Genomic DNA, 22,253 nt, shown 5'->3' on the forward strand with positions numbered 1-22,253 from the left:
TCATCCCGCCTGTTTCACACGCATGTACCATTCCACAAGCCGCCGGACCTGCCGTTCGGTGTAACCCCGCGCGACCATCCGCTCGACGAATTCGCCATGTTTCTTCTCCGTCTCGCCATCCTTCTTGGAGCCGAACGAGATGACGGGCAGAAGGTCCTCGACTTGAGAGAACATCCGCTTTTCGATGACTTCACGGATCTTCTCATAGCTGGTCCAGGACGGGTTCTTGCCACCGTGGCTCGCCCGTGCCCGCAGGCAGAACTTGACCACTTCGTTGCGGAAGTCCTTCGGATTGGCGATACCTGCCGGCTTTTCGATCTTGGTGAGCTCCTGGTTCAAAAGCTCGCGGTCGAGAAGCTGGCCGGTATCCGGATCCTTGAAATCGACATCCTCGATCCAGGCGTCGGCATAGTCGACATAGCGATCGAAGAGGTTCTGTCCGTAATCCGCATAGGATTCCAGATAGGCCTTCTGGATCTCGTTGCCGATGAACTCCGCATAGCGCGGCGCCAGTTCGCTCTTGATAAACTCAATATAGAGCTTTTCGGTTTCAAGCGGCAGCTGTTCGCGGCGGATTGCCTGCTCCAGCATGTACATCAGATGCACCGGATCGGCACCGACTTCTGTCGTATCGTAGTTGAAGGTCGCCGCCAGCACTTTGAAGGCAAAACGGGTGGAGGCTCCATCCATGCCTTCGTCGACACCGGCCGAGTCACGATATTCCTGCACGCTGCGCGCTCTCGGATCGGTCTCCTTCAGGCTCTCGCCGTCATAGACCCGAAGTTTGGAGAAGGCGGTCGAATTCTCGTGCTTGGACAGCCGCGTCAGAACCGTGAAGCGGGCCAACGTCTCCAACGTCGACGGTGCGCAGGGCGCATCGCTGAGTTCGGACTCCTCGATCAGCTTCTCGTAGATCTTCTGCTCTTCGGTGACCCGCAGGCAATAAGGTACTTTCACCACGCAGATGCGGTCGATGAATGCCTCATTGTTCTTGTTGGCCTTGAATGTCTGCCATTCCGACTCATTCGAGTGCGCCAAAATGATGCCGGAGAAGGGTATCGCACCGATATTTTCCGTACCGATGTAATTGCCTTCCTGCGTCGCCGTCAGCAGCGGATGCAGCATCTTGATCGGTGCCTTGAACATTTCGACGAATTCGAGAATGCCCTGGTTGGCACGGTTCAATGCGCCGGAGTAGCTGTAGGCATCCGGATCGTTCTGCGCGAGACTTTCGAGCTTGCGGATATCCACCTTGCCGACCAGCGAGGAGATGTCCTGGTTGTTCTCGTCGCCCGGTTCCGTCTTGGCGACGGCAATTTGCCGCAGCCTTGAGGGCTGCATCCTGACGACACGGAAGCGGGAAATATCGCCTTCGAACTCTTCCAGCCGCTTGAGGCACCAGGGACTCATGAGCCCGGTCAAGCGCCGGCGCGGAATGCCATAGCGCTCCTCGATCATCGGCCCCATGGTGACGGGATCGAACAGGCTGAGCGGGCTTTCGAAGACAGGGCTAAGCTCGTTTCCGGCCTTGAGCACATAGATGGGATGAACTTCCATCAATGATTTCAGCCGCTCGGCGAGGGATGACTTGCCGCCGCCGACGGGCCCGAGCAGATAGAGGATCTGCTTGCGCTCCTCCAGCCCCTGGGCCGCATGGCGGAAGAAGGCGACGATGCGTTCGATCGTCTCTTCCATGCCGAAAAAGCCCGAAAAAGCCGGATAAGTGCGGATGGTCCGGTTCATGAAAATACGCCCAAGCCTTGTATCCTTGGCCGTATCGATCAGCAGTGGTTCGCCCATGGCTGCCAGTAGCCGCTCAGCCGCATTTGCGTACATGAGCGGATCATCCCGGCACGCTTCCAGGTATTCTGAGAATGACATCTCGACTTCGCGCCGTGCTTCAAAAGTACGGGCGAACGTGTTGAACAGAACATCGTTGTTTAACATGGCGCCTCGGTAGCTTGCTATTGCAATTAACGCCGGCTTTTACGAGATCACTTTATCCCGCTGTATCTAAAGTGCGGTATGACTCGCTACGAATCAATAGGTGATCTGTCAATAATTCGTACGCTTGATTCCAAATGTCATCAATATCTTGATGGGGTCATGCACCGAATTAATGAAACGCAACCACAGGTTGGTTACGATCATCCACAACACGTAATGAGCTATACAACCTCGGTCAACGCATCCGTCGCGTATTCTTCCAAATACACGATCTCGGCGAGGAATTGATCGAAGCCAGCGTTAAGCTTCATTGTCCGCATGATTGGGGAGAAAAGATGGTGCCCAGAGCCGGAATCGAACCAGCGACACGCGGATTTTCAATCCGCTGCTCTACCAACTGAGCTATCTGGGCATCCGAGCTTCGCGTCAAAGGAAGAGCCTTGGCAGGCGCTGGGCGGTTGGTACGCCCCGGAAGCGAGCGGGGTTATAGCATCTTGTTCGGCCATGTCCAGCAGCAAATGACTCTTTTTTGACAGGAAATCGAATTTTGCCAATTCGCGAACAAAATGAAAGGGTTCGTGAGATCCCGCCCCTTTGGAAAACGCACTCAGTCCTGGTCGGAGCCGTCGGCCTTCGTCTCGTCCTCGGTGACGGGGATGGCGTAGGAGCCGTTGAGCCACCGCGATAGATCGACGGAGCGGCAGCGATCCGAGCAGAAGGGATAATGTTCACGCAGCGAAGGACGACCGCATTCCGGACAGGGACGCGTCTTTCGCAGCGGCTCGACTTTCGAACCGACCTTAATCTCTTCAGCCTTCGCCATGACAACTATCCTTCCTGCCATCCGGCATGGACATCGAAGCCCTCGCCTGCCAGCAGCAGCATGGTTTCATAAAGCGGCAATCCGACGACATTGGTGTAGGAACCGACAAGCTTCTGCACGAAGGAGCCGGCAAGCCCCTGAATGCCATAGGCTCCCGCCTTGCCCCGCCACTGGCCGGAGGCGAGATACATGTCGATATCACGGCGGGAGAGACGCTTGAAGCGAACCTTGGTCTCGACGACCTTCTGGCGGGCCTTGCGATCCGGCGTGATCAGGCAAATCCCGGTATAGACCACATGGCCGCGCCCTGAAAGCAGATGCAGCGCCGCAGCCGCCTCGTCCACGAATTCCGCCTTCGGCAGGATGCGCCGCCCGACGGCGACGACCGTGTCGGCCGAAAGGATATAGCTTCCCTGCCAGGCGGCGTCGCTCTTGATGGCCGCAAAGGCGGCATCACCCTTCTCGGCCGAAAGCCGCCGCGCCAGCGAGCGCGGATGCTCCGATTTCTTCGGCGTCTCATCGATATCCATGGGCATGAGACGCGCGGGCTCGATGCCTGACTGATGCAGGAGCTCGACGCGACGCGGCGATCCGGAGGCCAGTATCAGCTTGTGTTTCAACGCCATCAGATCTCGACCTGTCATGCGGGAATGAGAGCGGGTTCCAGAGCATGATGCCGAAAATGTCGGCGGCACCCGGCTCCAGCGAACGGCGGATTACTTGAAACGATAGGTGATGCGGCCCTTGGTCAGGTCGTAAGGGGTCATTTCCACCAGCACCTTGTCGCCGGCCAGAACGCGGATGCGGTTCTTGCGCATGCGGCCCGCCGTGTGGGCGATGATCTCGTGCTCGTTTTCCAGCTTCACGCGAAACGTCGCGTTCGGCAGGAGTTCGGTGACGACACCGGGAAATTCGAGGACTTCTTCTTTCGGCATTAAAGCTTCTTTTCCTGTCGGTTGAGGCCGGCGCCCATGACAAAATGATTGGGTCGCCGGAAATTTGCGCGGAAACTACACAATCGCCGCGGTTTTGTGAACCTCGTTGATAAGGGTTTCTGCATTTGTTTCATTCGCGGCCCTAAAGCGAGCCGCGATGTTCCACCAGCCTGCTCTCGATCAGGCCCAAAAGATAGTCCCGCACCCCACGATAGGCATCGAGAACCTGATCGCGTGTTCCGTCCGTCGCGGAGGGGTCCATCGTCGGCCAATAGATGACGTCGACAGCGTTCGCCCGCGTCAGCTCCAACGCGGCATGATGCGCCTCGGGAGACAGCGTGATGATGACATCGAAGAAATCGTCCTCCAGCTCTTCCATGGTCTGTGGTTGGCGGCGGCCGAGCGAAAGTCCGATCTCGCCCAGCACGACGTCGACGAAGGGATTGCGCTCGCCGGCGCGCACTCCCGCTGAGGCGATATACGTGCCCTGCGGCAGCATCTGCCGAGCGATCGCCTCGGCCATGGGCGAACGAATGGCATTGAGGCCGCACATGAAGAGGATGGCGCCAGGGGATTTGCCCCCGGGCGACCTGCCATTCTGCTCGATCGCCTGCGGCTCGTCCATGGCAGTCACCCGCGCCAATAGAGCACGCAGACGAGCGTGAACAGCCGCCGCGCCGTATCGAAATCCACGCTGATCTTGCCGTTCAGCCGGTCCATCAGCGTCTGCGAGCCTTCGTTGTGAATGCCGCGCCGGCCCATGTCGATCGCCTCGATACGGCTTGGCGTGGCCGAGCGGATCGCCTCGTAATAACTCTCGCAGATCATGAAATAATCCTTCACGATCCGGCGAAACGGCGTCAGCGATAGAATATGGGTAGCGACAACACCGCCATCTTCCATGCGGATGTCGAAGACCAGCTTCTGGTCGACCAGCGACAAGTTCAGGAGATAGGGGCCGCCCTGATGTCCCACAGGCTCGAAACTGTTTTCTTCGATCAGGTCAAAGATGGCGACGGCGCGCTCGTGCTCGACATCGGGCGTCGAGCGGCCGATCGTGTCATCCAGGACCACATCGCTCAGCCGGAAGACCCCCTTCGCCATGCCTTACCCCTCGAGATTGAGGCGGATCGCGACCGACCGCGCATGGGCATCCAGCCCCTCGGAATTGGCAAGCGCGATCGCCGCCGGCCCGAGTGCGCGAAGCTGCTCGGAGCCCAGCCGGAGAATAGAGGTGCGCTTGACAAAATCGAGTACCGACAGCCCGGAGGAGAAACGCGCGGAGCGGGCTGTCGGCAGCACATGGTTCGAGCCGCCGACATAATCGCCGATCACTTCGGGCGTATGACGACCGACGAAGATCGCGCCGGCATTGCGCACACCGGCAAGCAGCGGCTCGGGATCGTCGACCGCCAGCTCCAGATGTTCGGCCGCGATGCGGTTGGCAAGCGGAATGGCCTGCTTCAGATCGGAGACCAGGATAACCGCGCCGAAATCCCGCCAGCTGGTTGCTGCCGTCTGCGAGCGGCTGAGCTGCTTCAGCTGCCGCTCGACCGCCGCTTCCACGGCTCTGCCGAATTCGGCATCGTCGGTGATCAGGATTGATTGCGCACTTTCGTCATGCTCGGCCTGCGCCAGCAGATCGGCGGCGATCCAATCCGGATCGTTGTTCTTGTCGGCGATGACGAGCACTTCGGAGGGGCCGGCAATCATGTCGATGCCGACGGTGCCGAACACCTGGCGCTTGGCTGCCGCCACATAGGCATTGCCGGGGCCGGTGATCTTGTAGACCGGCTTGATCGTCTCTGTGCCGTGGGCAAGGGCTGCAATCGCCTGCGCGCCGCCGATGCGATAGATCTCCTCGACGCCGGCCATGCGCGCGGCGGCAAGCACGGCCGGATTGACGGCACCGCCAGTCGCCGGCACGGCAATGACGATGCGGTCGACGCCGGCGACTTTGGCCGGCACGGCATTCATCAGCACCGAGCTCGGATAGCTCGCCGTGCCGCCGGGCACATAGAGACCGACCGCTTCGATCGCCGTCCAGCGCGATCCGAGGCCAACGCCGAGATCGTCTTCATAGATATCGTCCTTCGGCAGCTGCCGGCGGTGATGCGATTCGATGCGGGTGGCGGCGACCTTCAGAGCGCCGAGGACCTCGGCCGGAACAGCCGCGATCGCCGCATCGATCTCCGCTTCGCTGACGCGCATCGGCGTTGCGGCGAAATCGACGCCGTCGAACTTCTTGGAATAATCCGCAAGGGCGGCATCGCCGCGCGCCCGCACATCGTCGATGATGCCGCGCACGACGGCATTCACATCCTCGGACACTTCCCGCTTGGTCGTCAGGAATGCGGCGAACTGCTGCTCGAACCCTTCCGACGCCTGATCCAGCCAGATAGCCAAACTGATATTCCTCTTTCACTGCGGCCGCCCGCGGCGGCAAAAATCCAACCGTCGCTGCCTATTCGCCCGCGTCGGGATGTCGGGGCTTGTGGGCCGTTTCCCATGCCCCGCCGATATCCGCAAGCTGGGCCTCGATGCACTCGACATCGAGCGCAATCGTGGCGTTGGCGGCAAGGGCAAGCTCGATCGTGCCGTCCGGCCCCTCGCCCTTCCGCTCGAAGCGGATCGCAAGCAGCGACAGAACCTCGTCGCGGTTGCGCCGGTCGAAGCCACTGGAGCGCACGGCCTGCACGCGCTTGAAGACCAGCGCGGAACGATGGCGTTCATAAGGCTTGCTGCGCTGGTCCGATTGCTCCCAGACGAAACGGTTGGCCGCGAGCGAAAACTGCTCCTGCTTCGGCGCATAGGACATGTCGCCGACCTTGAAGACGCTATCCTGCATATAGGCAGAGATGACATCCAGGTCCTCGGTGTCGAGTGCCATTAGCTTGAGATCGCTCATTCGTCCTTTATCCCTGATCGCGCCACGAGAAAAACGCCGTTTTCAGCGTTCCCTTTCTGTGGACATAAGATGCGAGCGCAAAAGACGCAACCGAAGAAAGCGGTGTGGCCCGCTCTCTTCGCGCCGACGGATGGAAATAAGCCCGATCATCCAAAATGCTGTCGCGCTTTTGCGACAGCGGCATGCAAAAACCGGAGTGTTGCCCGGGGGCAGGACAATCGCATATGAGCTGAAATCGTTGCCGCCTCCCCTTCTCCCCTCGGGGAGAAGCTGCCGTCAGGCGGATGAGGGGGTGCCTGCCAGGAGTACGAAAACTCGTGAATTCAAATCAGTCAGCCCCCTCATCCGACCCTTCGGGCCACCTTCTCCCCGCTGGGGAGAAGGAGTTTCCGGGGATGATCCCACCATATGCGATTGCCGGGGGGGCGCGATAAACCTTAGTCGCTGATGCGCTCGACCACGGCGCCGCAACGCGTCAGCTTGTCTTCCAGCCGCTCGAAGCCGCGATCGAGGTGATAGATGCGCGACACCACCGTCTCGCCTTCGGCGGCAAGGCCGGCAATCACGAGCGAGACGGAAGCGCGAAGATCGGTCGCCATCACGGGCGCGCCCTTCAGCTTCTGCACGCCTTCGACGCGGGCCGTCTGGCCGGAAAGGGAAATCTTCGCGCCGAGGCGGGCGAGCTCCTGCACATGCATGAAGCGGTTTTCGAAGATCGTCTCGGTGATGTTGGAGACGCCCGAGGAGCGGGTCATCAGCGCCATGAACTGCGCCTGCAGGTCGGTCGGAAAGCCGGGGAACGGATCGGTGACGACGTCGACCGGCTGGATGCCGCCACCATTGCGCATGACGCGGATGCCGTTATTGGTCGGCGAAACCGTGGCGCCGGCCCGGCGCAGGCTTTCGAGCGCGGTGTCGAGCAGCGCGACATCGGTGTTTTCAAGCGTAACGTCGCCACCGGCCATGGCAACGGCCATCGCATAGGTGCCGGTCTCGATACGGTCGGGCAGCACGCGGTGGCGCGCGCCGGAGAGCGAGGTGACGCCCTCGATGGTGATCGTGCTGGTGCCGGCGCCGGAAATCTTGGCGCCCATGGCGATCAGGCAATTGGCGAGATCGACAATCTCGGGCTCGCGGGCGGCATTGCCGATGATCGTGGTGCCGCGGGCAAGCGTGGCGGCCATCATCATCACGTGCGTCGCACCAACGGAAACCTTCGGGAATTCATAACGTGCGCCGATGAGGCCGCCCTTCGGCGCGGTGGCATTGATATAGCCGCCGTCGATTTCCATGGTAGCGCCGAGCGCCTGCAAGCCCTCAATGAAGAGATCGACCGGGCGCGTGCCGATGGCGCAGCCGCCCGGCAGCGAGACGCGCGCCTGACCCTCGCGGGCAAGCAGCGGCCCGATGACCCAGAAGCTCGCGCGCATCTTGGCGACGAGCTCGTAAGGCGCGGTCGTGTCGACGATGGTGCGGCAGGTGAAATGGATCGTGCGGGAATAGCCGTCTTCCTGGCGCTCGCGCCGGCCATTGACGGCGACATCGACGCCGTGATTGCCGAGGATGCGCATCAAAAGCTCGACATCGGCGAGATGCGGCACGTTTTCGAGGGTCAGGGTATCGCTTGTCAGCAGCGAGGCGATCATCAGCGGCAGGGCGGCATTCTTGGCGCCGGAGATCGGAATGATACCGTTGAGCTCATTGCCGCCGACAATCCTGATACGATCCATATAAGCAATACGGGCGAGGCCCGCCTTTCCTGATAGTTCCGGGCGCCAATGTCAGGCGCCAGGTTTCGTGCACCTGGTAAAAGGCGCTCTTTAGACGAAATAGATTAACGCATCAATTCGATTGATGATGGGCGACATCAATCATTGCGATTCGTCCCTTTTTGCGGCGGAATCGGCACTATCCCCAGGCTTTGCGCCCGGCAGCCCATCCGTCTCGTCCGCCTGACCGGCGCGCCGCGCCCTGACCTGCTGCTTGCGCCGCGCCAGATTCTCCCGCAGCTTCTGCGCCGCACGCTCGCGCCGCCGGTCCGCCTCCGTGACCTGCCTGGCATCCGCCCGCGCGCCCGCCTCGCCGCCGACCCCACTAGACTTGGAACCGCCCTGCAAAGCCTGCCCTTCATCGATTTTCGTCTTGTCCGCAGCCATGAATTTCTGATAGCCGAAAACCCCGGCCTTCAAAAGACCGACACATTTTTTCCAACGAACTTTCACAGAACTTGCAATTTGCGGCTTGCACTCCGCCCCGACCTATGGCAATAGCCGCCTCGCCCAATACGGCGCACCCATGTGGCGCCACGGAATGCTGCTATAGCTCAGGGGTAGAGCACTCCCTTGGTAAGGGAGAGGCCGAGAGTTCAAATCTCTCTAGCAGCACCAGTTTTGCGTAATTCATCAACCTACGTCCACCATCTTGACCTGTACACAGATAAGGTCCTTCCAGTTGCGCCCATTAAAGGCTAGCTTCTTAGTATCGACTGATAGGTGCGGATGATAACCGATGCAGAACGCGCGAACTGCGAGTCATTTGAGGAATCACCTCAAGGGTGAGATGATAGAATCTCAATTTCCTAGCAATAAACAAGAAGCTCGAGACGCCTCGAGCATTTCAATTATTTCACAATGACGCAACTTAGTTTTCTTGAGATCTTAGAAAGACCAACGGTCGATGCTTTAATTAAGCCTGAGCAGATTTTTGATAGCGAAGATTGGAAGTTCATAACGGAACAGCCTGAGAATACGCGATTCGAACGGAAGTCTGCGCGAGCCAAAGCGGAGGTTTTTGCTATCTGCCTGTCGGCTTTTGGCAACGGTCCCGCGGTCGAGGGCGGCGTTGTAGCCATCGGAATAGAAAATGATGGTGCCGTCACCGGCTGCAAATCACTCTCAAACGAAAAAATCCAAAACCTTGAGTTTTTCGGCCGCGATCATTGTGCCGGCGGTCGCTTCAAAACACGAAGAGTGGCTGTGAGAAACAAGAACGGTGAAGAGGACTTCATCATTCTTGTTAGAGTCTATTTTGTTGACGACAAACTCGTAGAACTTACAAATGGCGATGCTTATTGTCGCGAGTCTGACCGATCTAGGAAGCTAACGGACGCGGAAAAACAAGAAGTCCGGATTAACAAGGGCGAACGTGCATTTGAGCTTGAGCCTTGCCCTCTCGAATGGCCAGATGATTTCCGACAAAATATCATCGACAGGTTTGTTAAAACCGTTCGCGATGCACGTGATGGTTCTGACGAAATTGACCGTATCGATATTCTTGAAGCAATGCGGCTTGGGAAAGTTAGAGAAGGAAAATTCGTTCCAAATAACGTTTGCGCATTAATGTTTGCAAAGGATCCTCAACAGGTTTTCCCGGGCTCGTATGTTCATTTCCTTCGTTATGTTGGAAATGAGGAGAAATCAGGCAAGGAATACAATGTAATTAAAGACCGTATGATCCAAGGATCCCTTTTGGATGTCATCAAAGATGCAGCTGCAACAATTGACGCAAATCTTCGCGAATTTACTGAGTTCAGGCATGGCAAATTCTACAGTGTGCCGGAATATCCACACGACGCTTGGTATGAATTGCTGGTAAACGCATGCGTGCACCGGTCCTACCACGCAAAGACGCAACCCATCTTCGTCAAACTCTTTGATGATCGTCTAGTAATATCAAATCCGGGAACGTTTATGCCGTCAATAAACCCGGATAATTTTATCCATAAGCCTCGAAATCCATTCTTGATGTTCGTACTCCGTGAATACGGTGAGGTTCGCTGCATTAGCGAAGGAACGAAGCGGATAAGACGCGAACTGCAAAATGCGAAGCTGCCACCAATATCTTATCTTGAATCTCCTTCTAGCGTAACGGCTACAATGTATAACGATGTTGTAAATCGAACAAATACACTGGATAGTGAAGCTTATAAGATACTTGGAGAAGCAATTTCTTTTTCTCTTGACCTCGAAGAGCGAAAAATTATTAACTATCTTGCGGAAAATCATAAAATTAACGTGAGCCAAGCTCTTAGAATACTTAGCACCGCCGATTGGCATACAGCAAAAAATAGGCTCCATAGACTTGCGAAACGCGGAATTCTTGACTTTGTAACCACCAAGGACCGTGATCCCAGTGCGCACTATCGGCTAGCTCAAAAAAAGCAGTAATGAATCAATATATTGGCTAGTCACTTCTAACTAAAACTGAAGCCTTTAGACGGTCTTTAGCAGTAAGCGCGTAGGCCACCCCACGTATCTTTCGGACTGCTGATCGGCGATTTTCTGCATGAGTCATGCGGAGAATTCCATGAGCGACAGTGTGAATCACCCTCGAACCTTTGAGGTTTTGACGGCAGAGCCCGTCCGAAGACGACGCAAGCCGCGTGACTGGTCGGATGATGAGAAGGCGCGGATCGTGGCCGCGACGTTGCAGCCTGGAGCCAATGTCTCGGCGATTGCCCGGTCTGAAGGCTTGGATCCCTCGCAGCTTTATGGGTGGCGTCGCAAGGCACTGGCATCGGGAGTTGTTGCGCCCCTGACGGAGGGAATGGGCAAGGAGATCAAGTTCGCGCGCGTTGATACGATGAGAAGCGGCTCGGTAGATATTGTCATTGCGGATATGGTGGTGCGCGTTGGCGGCGAGTTCGACCCTGATCATCTGGTGAGGGTTTTACGGGCGGCTCGCAAGGCATGATCGCCTCCGGTGTGGTGGTTTATGTGTCGTGCCAGCCGGTCGACTTCCGCAAGGGGGCCGTCTCTTTGATGGCGCTGGTGCGGGATGGCGGCCTCGATCCCTTCAATGGCGCGCTTTACGTCTTCCGGTCGAAACGGGCCGATCGTATTCGTATTGTCTGGTGGGATGGCAGTGGTGTCTGCCTCTATTCGAAAACCCTGGAAGATCAAGGCTTCTGCTGGCCGGGCATATCGGCGGCACGGATACGTCTGGACCATTCTCAGCTGATGGCGTTGCTAGCCGGAATGGATTGGAAAAAGATCCGCCCGGCCAAGGTCCGGCGGCCCTTGTTGACGGGCTGACAGGGCCTGCGGCAAGATGAATCATGCCGCTGTAATGGTTGGGAAAACGGCGGTTTTTGTGCTCTACTCATTCCCATGGATTTGCCCCCTCACGACTTGCCGGACGACATTGACGCGCTGAAAGCGATGGTCCTCGCGATGGCGCGCGAGCAGGCTGCGAAAGAAGCCCGACTGAAGGCCGCTGAAGCTGAGATCGCCCGGCTGGAGGCGATGGAGAAGAGCGCCAACGAGCGGATTGCCAACCTCACATCGATCTTGAAGGTTCTGCAGCGCACCCAACATGGCACCCGTTCCGAGCGGCTGCGCCTTGGCATCAACGACGAGCAGGTCTCCTTTGCTTTCGAGGAAGTTGAGACCGGCCTTTCGGCGATCCAGAGCGAGCTCGATCGCGCGGCCAAGGAAAAGCCGAAACGAGCACCACGTCCGCGCAAGAGTTTTGCCGCTCATCTCGAACGCATAGAGGAAGTGATCGAGCCGGAGATCCCTGCCGGCTGCGAGGGGCTGGAAAAGGTCCTGATCGGTGAGGATCGCTCCGAACGACTGGATGTCGTGCCACCGAAGTTCAGGGTCATCGTGACGCGTCGCCCCAAATATGCCTTCCGGGGCAACGATGGCGTGCTCCAGGCGTTGGCACCGGCACACATCATCGAAAGCGGCCTGCCGACGGAGCGGCTGCTCGCCTATATCGCCGTCTCCAAATACGCCGACGGCCTTCCGCTTTACCGGCAGGAGGCAATCTATCTACGCGACGGTGTCGAGATCAGCCGATCGTTGATGGCCCAGTGGATGGGGCATCTGGGCTTCGAGCTGCAGATATGCGCCGATTACATCCTCGAGCGCGTCAAGGAGGGCGAAAGGATCTTCGCCGACGAAACCACCTTACCCACTCTTGCGCCCGGTTCGGGGAAAACGACGAAGGCCTGGCTTTGGGCTTATGCTCGCGATGATCGCCCCTATGGCGGAACCAGTCCGCCAATGGTGGCCTATCGTTTTGAGGACAGCAGGGGCGCTGATTGCGTGGCACGTCATCTCGCCGGATACAGCGGTATTCTGCAGGTCGACGGCTACTCGGCCTATACCAATCTCGCCAAGACGCGTGCCAAAGCCGGCAGCAATGAAACGATCCAACTCGCAGGGTGCTGGGCGCACCTACGCCGCAAGTTTTACGACCTTCACATCAGCGGAGTCTCGAAGGCTGCAACGCACACGATCATCGCGATGACCGAGCTGTGGCGCATCGAGGATGATGTCCGCGGTCGAGATGCCGACAGCCGTTCCGTGCTGCGTCGGGAAAAATCTGCAACCATCGTCTCCGGCCTCTTTGATCTTTGGGAGAAGGAACTGGGCAAGGTCTCTGGCAAGTCCAAGACCGCCGAAGCAATCCGCTACGCGCTCACCCGGCGCGAAGCACTGGAGCGCTTCCTGACGGACGGCCGGATCGAAATCGACTCCAATGTCGTCGAGCGCGCGATCAGGCCCCAAACAATTACGAGAAAGAACAGTCTATTCGCCGGCAGCGAGGGTGGTGGACGCACCTGGGCGACGGTCGCCACCCTCTTGCAGACAGCCAAAATAAATGGCGTCGATCCGCTCGACTGGCTCTCCCAGACATTGACCCGCATCGCTCAAGGCTGGCCAGTATCCGAGCTCGAGGCGCTTATGCCATGGAACTTCAGGCCTGACGCCATCAGCTAACCGCTTACCTTTAGCACGAGGCGTACCTCTTTACACTATCGCGACCCAGCCCCCTCCCCAATTCCGCCGCAACCTCCCGTTCAAACCCTTCTCCCATCACACCCATCCTGGCCCGGGAGAAAAGCCTCAATGTCGAAACTACGCGTCGCCGTTCTGTTTGGCGGTCAGTCCAGCGAGCATGAGGTTTCCGTCATGTCGGCCCGCAATGTCGTCAAGGCGATCGATGGCGGCAGATATGAGATCGTGCCGATCGTGATCGATCGCGCCGGGCACCGGCTCCTGGCGCTGGAAGGGTAGCACTGCCTTGGCAAGGGAAAAGCCGGGAGTTCAAATCTCCAGCAGCAGCAGTTTTCCTTCGGAAATCTCTTAATCCTTCAAGCTGCAGCGTAAGATTGCTCGTTACCTGAACTTGGCGTTTGCGCCATAATACACCAATCAGATTCGTTGTGGCCGAGGGTGAAATTCGATCATGATTGGCGGAGGACTTCGAGCAATTTTTGAGACGACGGCTCCGCAAAAGGGAGAACTGCTTTCGGTTGTCCGGCAAAATCGCTCCAACAACCTGATCGTCTATTTCAATTCCTACGGCGTGGAGAACCGCCCCGGCAAACAGCCCGGCAGGCCCTTCGGAACAAAATTCCAGAATTATCGAAAAGTCATCCGCTACGATGCGCATGCCATCTGGTTCGTGGAAGAGAAGGGCTCCTGGTATCTTGAGCATCAGGACCGCATTCTCGACGTCCTTATGCGTTACATCGTCGAACATGACATTGCGGCGATCAAAATGATTGGCTCCAGCGCCGGCGGATACGCGGCGATCAGAATGGGGTTGCTGCTGGATCAACGGCTTAAGCACGGCGGCAGCGACGCCACGATTCTCTCTTTCGCGATCAATCCCCAGACCGGCTTTCGGCCTGACCTGTTCGCCCGCATCGAAAGGACGACACTGGAAAGCCGCTGGCAGGGTGCGCGGCTTGGACAGGATCCCATCGTGCTCGCAAAGGACTATATTGACACCTACGCCCCCTTGCAGATCGATCTCGTCGAGCTTGCGCGGAACTACCAACCGCGAAACGTCGGCATCGTCCTGCTGTACGATAATCTTAATCCGATCGAGACCACCTTCTGTAGCGACCTTGCAGGTATTGATTTCATTCTGCACTTCCCGGTGCCACTTGGTCTAAACCACTTCGATGGCGCAACGAAAATCCTCCTCAACGAATTGTGGCCGGTCTTCGATCAGGCTCTGCCCTTCCCCAAATTGGACAATGCGGATGGGGAGCTGCGCGCCCTGACATGATGCGACCTTCGGCCGGTACAAATCTGTTCTTGTGACAGCACACGTCATCCCTCCCCAATTCCGCTGCAATCTCCCGTTTAAACCCTTCTCCCATCACATCCTCTTTGGCCCGGGAGAAAAGCCTCAATGTCGAAACTACGCGTCGCCGTTCTGTTTGGCGGTCAGTCCAGCGAGCATGAGGTTTCCGTCATGTCGGCCCGCAATGTCGTCAAGGCGATCGATGGCGGCAGATATGAGATCGTGCCGATCCTGATCGATCGCGCCGGACGCTGGCTGCTGGTGGAGGAAAAGGGCGGCGCGCTGCCGGAGCCGATTGCCTATGAGGGCCGGCAAGTCTGCCTGATTCCGGGCGGCAAGGGCCGGCTGATGGCGCTGGACGGTGCCGGCGCGCGCGAGCTGCCTGCGGTCGACGTGCTTTTTCCGGTGCTGCACGGGCTGAACGGCGAGGATGGCTCCATTCAGGGCCTTGCCCAGATCGTCGGGCTGCCCATCGTCGGCTGCGGCATTCTGGGCTCGGCCAATGCGATCGACAAGGACATGGCAAAGCGCCTGCTGCGCGAGGCCGGCCTGCCGGTGGCGCGCTCGGTTACGCTGACGCGCGGCGACAAGCCTGATTTCAATGAGATCGTGAGCACGCTCGGCTCGCCCGTCTTCGTCAAGCCGACGCGCCAGGGCTCGTCGGTCGGCGTCAGCAAGGTGCAGGATGCCAAAGCCTTCGAGAGCGCGCTGGCCGAGGCCTTCCGGCATGACCGCAAGGTGCTGGTGGAAGAATTCGTGCGCGCCCGCGAGATCGAATGCGCCGTGCTGGAAGAGCCTGACGGCTCGCTCTTCGTTTCCGTGCCGGGCGAGATCGCGACATCGGCAACGTACGAGCTCTACTCCTACGAGGCGAAATATCTCGATCAGAACGGCGCCGTCGTCACCGTGCCGGCGGATATTCCGGCTGAGACGGCAGAGGCGCTGAAGCGCATGGCGGCGGATGGCTTTCGCGCGCTCGGATGCGAAGGGCTGGCGCGCGTCGATTTCTTTGTGCGGCCGGATGGCAGCGTTGTCATCAACGAGATCAACACCATGCCCGGCTTCACCAATATCAGCATGTATCCTAAGGCCATGGGCGCCTCGGGCATTTCCTATCCGGAGCTCGTCAGCCGCCTGATCGAACACGGTCTGGCGCGGGCTCGGCAGGCCTAATTCATGGGGGCGAGGCCACCCCTGTCCTTCAGACCTTTTCCTTTTTCTTGGTCTTCACCTTCGGCTCGGCGGGCGCATCCGGTGTCGGCGCGAGCAGCTTTCTGAGCGAGGCGATCTTGTCCTTCACCAGCGGGCGGAAGCGGCTGGCGCGATAGGGCATGTCGGCGGCGCCATAGCCTTCCGGCCCGTCATCATTGCCGCGATGGATCTCCTCCAGCTTCACGCCGATGAAGGTGCCGTCGACATAATGCGTATATTCGCCGACCCAGCGGATGGTGTAGATCGTTCCCTTGCGGATCAGCTGATCGATGCTGACATGCTTGAACGTATCGTCGATGCAGACGACCTTCTGGCCCACATGAAAATCGTAGCTCACCCTGCCCTCCTTAAGGCGACGAAACATTATGGCTACTGCCGCTAGGGCAGGAACATGGCCAGATATCGGCAAACGCGGTGCGCTTCACTCTCCAGAACAATCATCCGGCGAGTCAAGTTCATCTGCCGCTGAAAAAAGCTGCACCCGTCGCCGGCGGCCGGCCGAACAATTTGCGGTATTCACGCGTGAACTGCGTCTGGCTGTCATAGCCGACCTCAAATCCGATCTCCCGTGCATTGCCCTCGCGAAGAAGCAGCCGGCGACGTGCTTCCTGCAGCCGGATGAGCGCCCGATATTGCAACGGCGTCATCAATGTCACGGCCTTGAAATGCCGATGCAGCGATGTCGGGCTCATTCCCGCCATGTCGGCCAGCTTGCCGATGCTCATGGCCTCGGCGAAATGGCCCTTGATCCAGTCGGTGACACGGCCGATCTGCGCCAGATTCGTTCCCTGCGTGGCAAGCTGCCGCAGCATAGGACCGAGCTCACCGCGCAGCAGCCGGTAATAGAGCTCAAGCTTGGCAAGCTTTGCCATTACCTCGATATCGTCAGGCGCGTCCAGGCAGGAGACAAGGCGCAATGCGGCGCTCACGATCTCCGGCGTCTGCTGCCACACCGCAATTCCGGTGTGATCATGAGGCTCCACCACAGGGGCCACTGGAGCCTTTGCGAGAAGCTTTGCGATTTCCTCCCTCTCCAGTTCGAAGGAGAGCGCCAGGTGCGGGCTCGCCGGATCGGCCTGCTCGATCCGCGCAGACACCGGCAGATTGACCGTCGCAATGAAATATTGCGAGGAATCGACGCTGAAAACCCGCTCTCCGAGCCGAATCGTCTTAGTCCCCTGCAATACCATGCAGATTCTCGGACTGTAGACGGTATCCGTCGGCAGCGTCGGCTGCTCAACTCTATAAAGCGTCAGCCCCTGTACTTCGGTTGCCTGCTTCGGAACGGCGGCGTGGCGGCTGATCAGCTCTCGCAGCTGTGTCGAAGGGTCCATAAATCCGGCTTTCGATGATGGCGGCATTTCCTGCACATGATATCGCCAACAGGCAAAATTGGAAGGATCGTATGAAACTCTGGTCCTTCTGCCCTAACGCTTGGATGCCAGTCGCTCCTAGTTTTGCTCAAGGCGATCCTTCGACAGAAGGCTGCCAAAACATGCAAACAAAGGAGCAGACCATGAACGACACACCTGTATGGTTTATCACCGGATCCTCCGCGGGCCTCGGATTTGAGCTTGCAAAATCCGTGCTTGAGCGCGGTTGGCGGGCGGTCGTGACGGCAAGACAGCCTGAGCGGCTGAAGGCCCTTATCGCCGAGCACGAGGCGCGCGCTCTGGCACTCCGCGTCGACGTCACCGACATCTCCACGATCCGTACGGCAGTGGCCGGTGCCATCGCCGCTTTCGGCCGGATCGACGTGCTCGTCAACAATGCCGGTTATGGTTATCTCGCCGCCATCGAGGAAGGCGACGATGAGGGCGTGCGCAAGCAGTTCGAAACGAATCTATTCGGTCTCATCAATGTCACCAAGGAAGTATTGCCCGGCATGCGCGCCCGCAGGAAAGGCCATGTCGTCAACATCTCCTCGTTGGGCGGCCTGGTCGCATTCGCTGCCACCGGCTATTATCACGCGACGAAGTTTGCCGTGGAAGCGATCTCGGAATCCCTATCCTATGAGGTTGCGCCACTTGGCGTGAAGGTGACGATTGTCGAGCCGGGCGCGTTTCGCACCAATTGGGCCGGGAGCTCGATGGTCGAATCCCCGATCCGAATCGAGGATTATGACGACACCGCCGGAAAACGCCGCCAATCCACGAAAGCATCCTCCGGCAATCAGCCGGGTGACCCCTCGCGTGCCGCGGCCGCCATCATAAAGGCGGTCGAAGCCGAGGTGCCGCCGCTTCGCTTGCTGCTGGGCGCTCCGGCACTCGATATCGCCCACAAGCGCCTCGAAGCGCTCAAGGCGAATTTTGATGCCTGGAAGGACGTTACGCTGAGTGCCGACTTTCCTGACTCGCGGAAGGACTGACTTTCTCGCAGGCGGGAGCATCGCGCACCGTGGCCGGCGGCACCCGATTACGCGCCTACGAGAACACGACGAATGTCACAATACCTATCCAATGAAACGGTGACAAAGCAACCGTTGACAAGGCCCAGGGAAGGCTGAAGATTGCGCTTCGTTCAAGCAGCCGTAAGGCCTTGCTTCATATCCGATACCCGCAAGGCTCGTTGAGTTCATGCCCACCCTCCGCCTCATTGCCGACGACCTGACCGGCGCACTCGATACCGCCGTCGAATTCGTCGGCGTCTACGGGCCGATCGACGTGGAGCGCAGCGATGCGCTTTCCGAGAACCTGCCGGATTGTCTCGCGATCGACAGCGGTACCCGCGAGAAGACGGCCGCCAAAGCAGAAGTGATCGTCGGCGGCATCGCGCCGTTGCTGCAGGGCGCCGATCTCGCCTTCAAGAAGGTGGACAGCCTGTTTCGGGGGCCCTGGGCGGTGGAGCTTGCAGCCTGTTTTCGGCTCGGCCACTGGCGCCATTGCATTCTCGCGCCGGCCTTTCCGCATCACGGGCGGCATACACGCGGCGGCCGGCAAGTGCTTTATGCCGGCAAGGACGCCTGGCGCGACATCAGCGGCGATCTCGTCACCCATTTGCGAGCCGAGGGTTTGCCGGCTTTCAACACGCCACTCGATGGGCTCGAAGGCAAGCCGATTCCGGATGGCATCCATGTTTTCGATGCGCATACGGATGACGATCTGGATGCCATCATTGCATGGGTCTCATCTGAACTGAAGGGACCGGTCCTTTGGAGCGGCACCGGCGGCCTTGCCCGCGCTCTCGCACGCAATATCGAGCTGGCGACTCACCATCTGCTCCGCGCCAAAAATGACAAAGGCGAGCACCATCCGGCGCCATCGGTGCCCATCTCTCGCAAGCTGCAAAGGCCGGTACTTGGCCTGTTCGGCTCGGATCAGCCAATCACGCTGGCGCAGCTCCAGGCCTGTGGCCCCAATTGGCTGAAGCTTGGCGAAGGCGCTGATGCCGATACTATCGATCATCAAATCCGGCAAAGCGGCGTCGCCATGGTCAGCCTCGACCTGCCGACGGGGCTTGAACGCGATGATGCTGCAAGGCGGATCGCGGCGAGCTTCGGCGGCATGGTCAAGGCACTGCCCGCCCCAGGAACATTGATCGTCGCGGGCGGCGAGACCCTGCGCAATCTCTGTTCGGCGCTCGATGTGTCAGCCCTCAGCATCACCGGCCAGGCAGCACCCGGCCTGCCGCGCTCGACAATCGTCGGCGGCCCTTGGCAAGGCACGACGGTCATCTCCAAATCAGGCGCATTCGGCGGCCCGACCCTATGGCGCGATCTCTTGAGTGAAAACGGGCTGATTGCCGGAGGAGAAGAACCATGACGCAACATCTGGCGATCACCATGGGCGACCCCGCCGGTATCGGTCCGGAAATTATCGTCAAGGCTGCCGCCCGCTTGAAGGGCAGGCTCGACGAAGGTAAGCTTAAACTTACAATAATCGGCAGCGGCGCCGCCCTGCGGCTTGCCGAAAAGCAGCTTGGCCTTGATATCGAAATCCCCGAAGCTGAGATGGAAGACGACTGGCCGAACCTCTGCTTCATCCAGGCCGATGCCGAGGGAGAACCGATCCTGCCGGGCCGGCTTTCCGCCGATGGCGGGCGCATGGCCTTCAAGGCGATCGAAAAGGGCGTTGAGCTGGCGCTGTCAGGCAAGGTCGGCGGCATCGTCACCGCGCCACTGAACAAGGAAGCGCTGAACAGGGCCGGCTTCCACTATGCCGGCCATACCGAGCTTTTGGCCGAACTGACAGGCGCGCGCGGCTCCGTGATGATGCTCGCCCATGGCAATATGCGCGTCAGCCACGTCACCACCCATGTCGCGCTGGAGGATGTGCCGAAGCGCCTGACGCCCGAGCGGCTGCGGCTCGTCATCAACCTCACGCACAAGGCGCTCAGAAATCTCGGCATGCCGAGCCCGAAGATCGCGGTGGCGGCGCTCAATCCGCATGCCGGCGAAGGCGGCCTCTTTGGCCGGCAAGATATTGATATCTCCGCGCCGACCATCGCCAAGGCGGTGTCCGACGGGCTCGATATCGTCGGCCCCGTTCCCGGCGATACGGTTTTCGTCAAGCTGCGCGCTGGCCAGTATGACGCAGTCATCGCCATGTATCACGATCAGGGCCATATCCCGGTCAAGCTGCTCGGCTTCGAGATCGATCCGGCGACGGGCAAATGGACTGACCTTTCCGGCGTCAACATCACGCTCGGCCTACCGATCGTACGCACCTCGGTCGATCACGGCACCGCCTTCGACATTGCCGGCAAGGGCATTGCCAATGAGCGTAGCCTGATCGAGGCGATCGAATTCGCGGAGAGGTTGGCGGCCGGCTGACGCTTTGGTTTCAGCCTGCTCGTGATTGTCGAGGAATTTCCGCACCTCTGTCGGCGTTGCCATTCCTCTTTCGTCCTTGGGGTACCCAACGAGAGAGGAGCACCCGATGTCCAAGATTGCCCCATGCCTATGGTTTGCACGGGAAGCGGAGGAAGCAGCGAATTTCTATGTCTCGCTTTTCCCGGATTCCAGGATCGATCACGTGCAGAAGAACATTGTCGATACACCGGCAGGTAAGCCCGACGAGGTTCTGGTCGTTAACTTCACGCTTGCCGGCCAACGCTTCATGGCGCTGAACGGCGGCAGCCGCATCGAATTCAACCACGCGATTTCGCTGGAAATCGATTGTGTCGATCAGGCCGAAGTCGATCGTCTCTGGGACGGGCTTTGCGATGGCGGCGCACCCGTGGAATGCGGTTGGGTGACTGACCGCTACGGCGTCTCCTGGCAGGTCGTGCCGACCATACTCGGCAAGTATATCGCCGATCCCGATCCGGAAAAGGCTGCCCGCGTCATGCGAGCTCTGATGAGCATGGTCAAGCTCGACATTGCCGGGCTGGAAGCCGCCTATCGCGGCTGAGCATTATAGCCATTCGGGAGGTTGCATAAGTCGTGACCTCCCAAAGATGATGCTGAATCTTGCTGAAAATTCAACGGTTCAGACCAATGCCTATGCCCGCAAGACTTGCGGCGGATCGATGCTTGGAATACCGTCCCATACAGGCTCGCCGAAGGCGGGTTTCTCGACACCATGTCAAGCAATTGGACTGCAGCGGCCATTCAGGCGCGACCCGGCAGGAAACGGTCGATTTCATGCAGCATCAACGAGACCGCATCGATCTCACCGGACGTGATTACACGGCGATCTATGCGCTCAGCGACATCCATGGCTGTTATGATGAGATGATGGAGGCCGAACGGCGCATCATCGCGGATGCGCGCACCCTTCCCGGCCGAAAGCTTCTGCTGTTTCTCGGCGATTATGTCGATCGCGGCCCACGTTCCAGCGATGTCCTGGCGCATCTCAGCGCGCCGCCGCCTGAAGGCTTTGATCGCTATGCGCTTTGCGGCAATCATGACGACGTGTTCCTGCGCTTTCTGGACGATCCCGATGGCAACATCCATTGGCTGGAGTTCGGTGCTTTGCCGACGCTCGCATCCTATGGCATCGATGCCAGACATATGCTTTTCGACCTGGGCTATAGCGTCGCGGAGTTGCGCGACATCACGCTCAAGGCGATGCCGGCAGCGCATGTCGACCTGCTGCGTTCGCTGGCTATAGCTGTTACTTTCGGCTCGACACTCTTCGTCCATGCCGGCATCATACCCGGCCTTCCCCTCCGTGAGCAGACGGATGAAGATCTGATGTGGATTCGTGAGCCGTTCCTGTCGGGCGGACCGCAATTGCCGCTGCTGGTGGTCCACGGCCACACACCAGGTTCGCATCCCGTCTTTGGTCTCAGCCGCATCGGTATCGATACGGCCGTTTCCATGGGCGGAACTCTGACCATCCTCAAGATCGCCGAAGGTAAACCGACGATCCTGCCATTGATCTGAACGGTTCAAACAAATATCCCGGCGCAAAGCCGGGATATTTGTTTCTTTCAGGCC

General features: G+C 59.0%; 23 protein-coding genes, 2 tRNA genes and 1 pseudogene. 13 read left to right on the forward strand and 13 right to left on the reverse strand.

The genetic code is table 11. The annotated features are described in order from the left end of the window. From I8E17_RS13795 to I8E17_RS13845, 11 genes are all read right to left on the reverse strand, one after another. A complete protein-coding gene (locus tag I8E17_RS13795; RefSeq protein WP_069615949.1) occupies window positions 1-1,947 on the reverse strand; it encodes a PrkA family serine protein kinase in 1,947 nt (648 codons plus the stop codon). A gap of 336 nt (window positions 1,948-2,283) precedes the next feature. Next, window positions 2,284-2,359, reverse strand: a tRNA-Phe gene (locus I8E17_RS13800). Between the two features lie 195 nt (window positions 2,360-2,554). Continuing rightward, complete coding sequence (gene yacG / locus I8E17_RS13805; protein ID WP_069615948.1) at window positions 2,555-2,770, reverse strand: DNA gyrase inhibitor YacG; 216 nt, start codon at window positions 2,768-2,770, stop codon at window positions 2,555-2,557. 5 nt (window positions 2,771-2,775) lie between these two features. Then, entirely contained in the window at window positions 2,776-3,396 is a 621-nt protein-coding gene (locus I8E17_RS13810) for a Maf-like protein (protein ID WP_069615947.1), read from the reverse strand. A 90-nt stretch (window positions 3,397-3,486) separates the two neighbouring features. After that, on the reverse strand, window positions 3,487-3,705 hold the full coding sequence (gene infA / locus I8E17_RS13815) for a translation initiation factor IF-1 (RefSeq protein WP_004117876.1): 219 nt from the start codon (window positions 3,703-3,705) through the stop codon (window positions 3,487-3,489). A gap of 142 nt (window positions 3,706-3,847) precedes the next feature. Beyond that, window positions 3,848-4,330: a low molecular weight phosphatase family protein gene (locus I8E17_RS13820; protein WP_069615946.1), complete on the reverse strand. Its 483-nt coding sequence runs from the start codon at window positions 4,328-4,330 to the stop codon at window positions 3,848-3,850. Between the two features lie 5 nt (window positions 4,331-4,335). Continuing rightward, window positions 4,336-4,809 carry a UPF0262 family protein gene (locus tag I8E17_RS13825; protein WP_069615945.1) on the reverse strand — a complete coding sequence of 158 codons (474 nt, stop codon included), beginning with the start codon at window positions 4,807-4,809 and terminating at the stop codon, window positions 4,336-4,338. Window positions 4,810-4,812: 3 nt separating this feature from the next. Next, a complete protein-coding gene (gene hisD / locus I8E17_RS13830) occupies window positions 4,813-6,111 on the reverse strand; it encodes a histidinol dehydrogenase (protein ID WP_069615944.1) in 1,299 nt (432 codons plus the stop codon). Window positions 6,112-6,169: 58 nt separating this feature from the next. After that, window positions 6,170-6,613 (reverse strand): DUF2948 family protein, encoded by a 444-nt coding sequence (locus I8E17_RS13835; protein ID WP_069615943.1) that lies wholly within the window; start codon window positions 6,611-6,613, stop codon window positions 6,170-6,172. 437 nt (window positions 6,614-7,050) lie between these two features. Beyond that, complete coding sequence (gene murA, locus I8E17_RS13840) at window positions 7,051-8,343, reverse strand: UDP-N-acetylglucosamine 1-carboxyvinyltransferase (protein WP_069615942.1); 1,293 nt, start codon at window positions 8,341-8,343, stop codon at window positions 7,051-7,053. Window positions 8,344-8,484: 141 nt separating this feature from the next. Continuing rightward, the gene (locus I8E17_RS13845; RefSeq protein ID WP_069616021.1) at window positions 8,485-8,730 is read right to left on the reverse strand and encodes a hypothetical protein; all 246 of its coding nucleotides are present in this window, start codon (window positions 8,728-8,730) and stop codon (window positions 8,485-8,487) included. Between the two features lie 195 nt (window positions 8,731-8,925). Here I8E17_RS13845 and I8E17_RS13850 point away from each other — a divergent pair. From I8E17_RS13850 to I8E17_RS13885, 8 genes and pseudogenes are all read left to right on the forward strand, one after another. Beyond that, window positions 8,926-9,000, forward strand: a tRNA-Thr gene (locus tag I8E17_RS13850). Between the two features lie 243 nt (window positions 9,001-9,243). Continuing rightward, window positions 9,244-10,779: an ATP-binding protein gene (locus I8E17_RS13855; RefSeq protein ID WP_069615941.1), complete on the forward strand. Its 1,536-nt coding sequence runs from the start codon at window positions 9,244-9,246 to the stop codon at window positions 10,777-10,779. A 139-nt stretch (window positions 10,780-10,918) separates the two neighbouring features. Beyond that, the gene (locus tag I8E17_RS13860) at window positions 10,919-11,305 is read left to right on the forward strand and encodes a transposase (RefSeq protein ID WP_069611409.1); all 387 of its coding nucleotides are present in this window, start codon (window positions 10,919-10,921) and stop codon (window positions 11,303-11,305) included. Next, window positions 11,302-11,646, forward strand: coding sequence for an IS66 family insertion sequence element accessory protein TnpB (gene tnpB / locus I8E17_RS13865; RefSeq protein WP_069611408.1), 345 nt, complete (start codon window positions 11,302-11,304; stop codon window positions 11,644-11,646). Before I8E17_RS13860 ends, tnpB begins: the two co-directional genes overlap by 4 nt. Before the next feature lie 75 nt (window positions 11,647-11,721). Further along, a complete protein-coding gene (locus I8E17_RS13870; protein WP_113367024.1) occupies window positions 11,722-13,341 on the forward strand; it encodes an IS66 family transposase in 1,620 nt (539 codons plus the stop codon). Between the two features lie 129 nt (window positions 13,342-13,470). Beyond that, window positions 13,471-13,623: pseudogene (locus tag I8E17_RS13875) on the forward strand (D-alanine--D-alanine ligase A); the annotation flags it as partial. 187 nt (window positions 13,624-13,810) lie between these two features. After that, window positions 13,811-14,641 carry a hypothetical protein gene (locus I8E17_RS13880; protein WP_069615940.1) on the forward strand — a complete coding sequence of 277 codons (831 nt, stop codon included), beginning with the start codon at window positions 13,811-13,813 and terminating at the stop codon, window positions 14,639-14,641. A gap of 126 nt (window positions 14,642-14,767) precedes the next feature. Beyond that, window positions 14,768-15,832, forward strand: coding sequence for a D-alanine--D-alanine ligase family protein (locus I8E17_RS13885; RefSeq protein ID WP_069615939.1), 1,065 nt, complete (start codon window positions 14,768-14,770; stop codon window positions 15,830-15,832). A 28-nt stretch (window positions 15,833-15,860) separates the two neighbouring features. Here I8E17_RS13885 and I8E17_RS13890 read toward each other — a convergent pair whose 3' ends face one another. Then, complete coding sequence (locus I8E17_RS13890; protein ID WP_069615938.1) at window positions 15,861-16,208, reverse strand: CAP-Gly domain protein; 348 nt, start codon at window positions 16,206-16,208, stop codon at window positions 15,861-15,863. A gap of 118 nt (window positions 16,209-16,326) precedes the next feature. Then, window positions 16,327-17,205, reverse strand: coding sequence for an AraC family transcriptional regulator (locus tag I8E17_RS13895; RefSeq protein ID WP_069615937.1), 879 nt, complete (start codon window positions 17,203-17,205; stop codon window positions 16,327-16,329). Window positions 17,206-17,387: 182 nt separating this feature from the next. On the opposite strand from I8E17_RS13895, the gene I8E17_RS13900 reads away from it, so the two are divergent. The 5 genes from I8E17_RS13900 (at window position 17,388) to I8E17_RS13920 (ending at window position 22,199) form a co-directional block, all read left to right on the forward strand. After that, the gene (locus tag I8E17_RS13900) at window positions 17,388-18,239 is read left to right on the forward strand and encodes an oxidoreductase (RefSeq protein WP_113367023.1); all 852 of its coding nucleotides are present in this window, start codon (window positions 17,388-17,390) and stop codon (window positions 18,237-18,239) included. Window positions 18,240-18,447: 208 nt separating this feature from the next. Then, complete coding sequence (locus tag I8E17_RS13905; RefSeq protein ID WP_069615935.1) at window positions 18,448-19,632, forward strand: four-carbon acid sugar kinase family protein; 1,185 nt, start codon at window positions 18,448-18,450, stop codon at window positions 19,630-19,632. Next, complete coding sequence (pdxA, locus tag I8E17_RS13910) at window positions 19,629-20,642, forward strand: 4-hydroxythreonine-4-phosphate dehydrogenase PdxA (protein WP_069615934.1); 1,014 nt, start codon at window positions 19,629-19,631, stop codon at window positions 20,640-20,642. The genes I8E17_RS13905 and pdxA overlap by 4 nt, the downstream gene beginning before the upstream one ends. Window positions 20,643-20,748: 106 nt before the next feature. Continuing rightward, on the forward strand, window positions 20,749-21,222 hold the full coding sequence (locus I8E17_RS13915) for a VOC family protein (RefSeq protein WP_069615933.1): 474 nt from the start codon (window positions 20,749-20,751) through the stop codon (window positions 21,220-21,222). Between the two features lie 233 nt (window positions 21,223-21,455). After that, window positions 21,456-22,199, forward strand: coding sequence for a metallophosphoesterase family protein (locus tag I8E17_RS13920; RefSeq protein ID WP_069616020.1), 744 nt, complete (start codon window positions 21,456-21,458; stop codon window positions 22,197-22,199). The last annotated feature ends 54 nt before the right edge of the window (window positions 22,200-22,253 follow it).

The sequence above is a fragment of the Rhizobium sp. AB2/73 genome (assembly GCF_020871915.1).
GTDB lineage: Bacteria > Pseudomonadota > Alphaproteobacteria > Rhizobiales > Rhizobiaceae > Rhizobium > Rhizobium dioscoreae.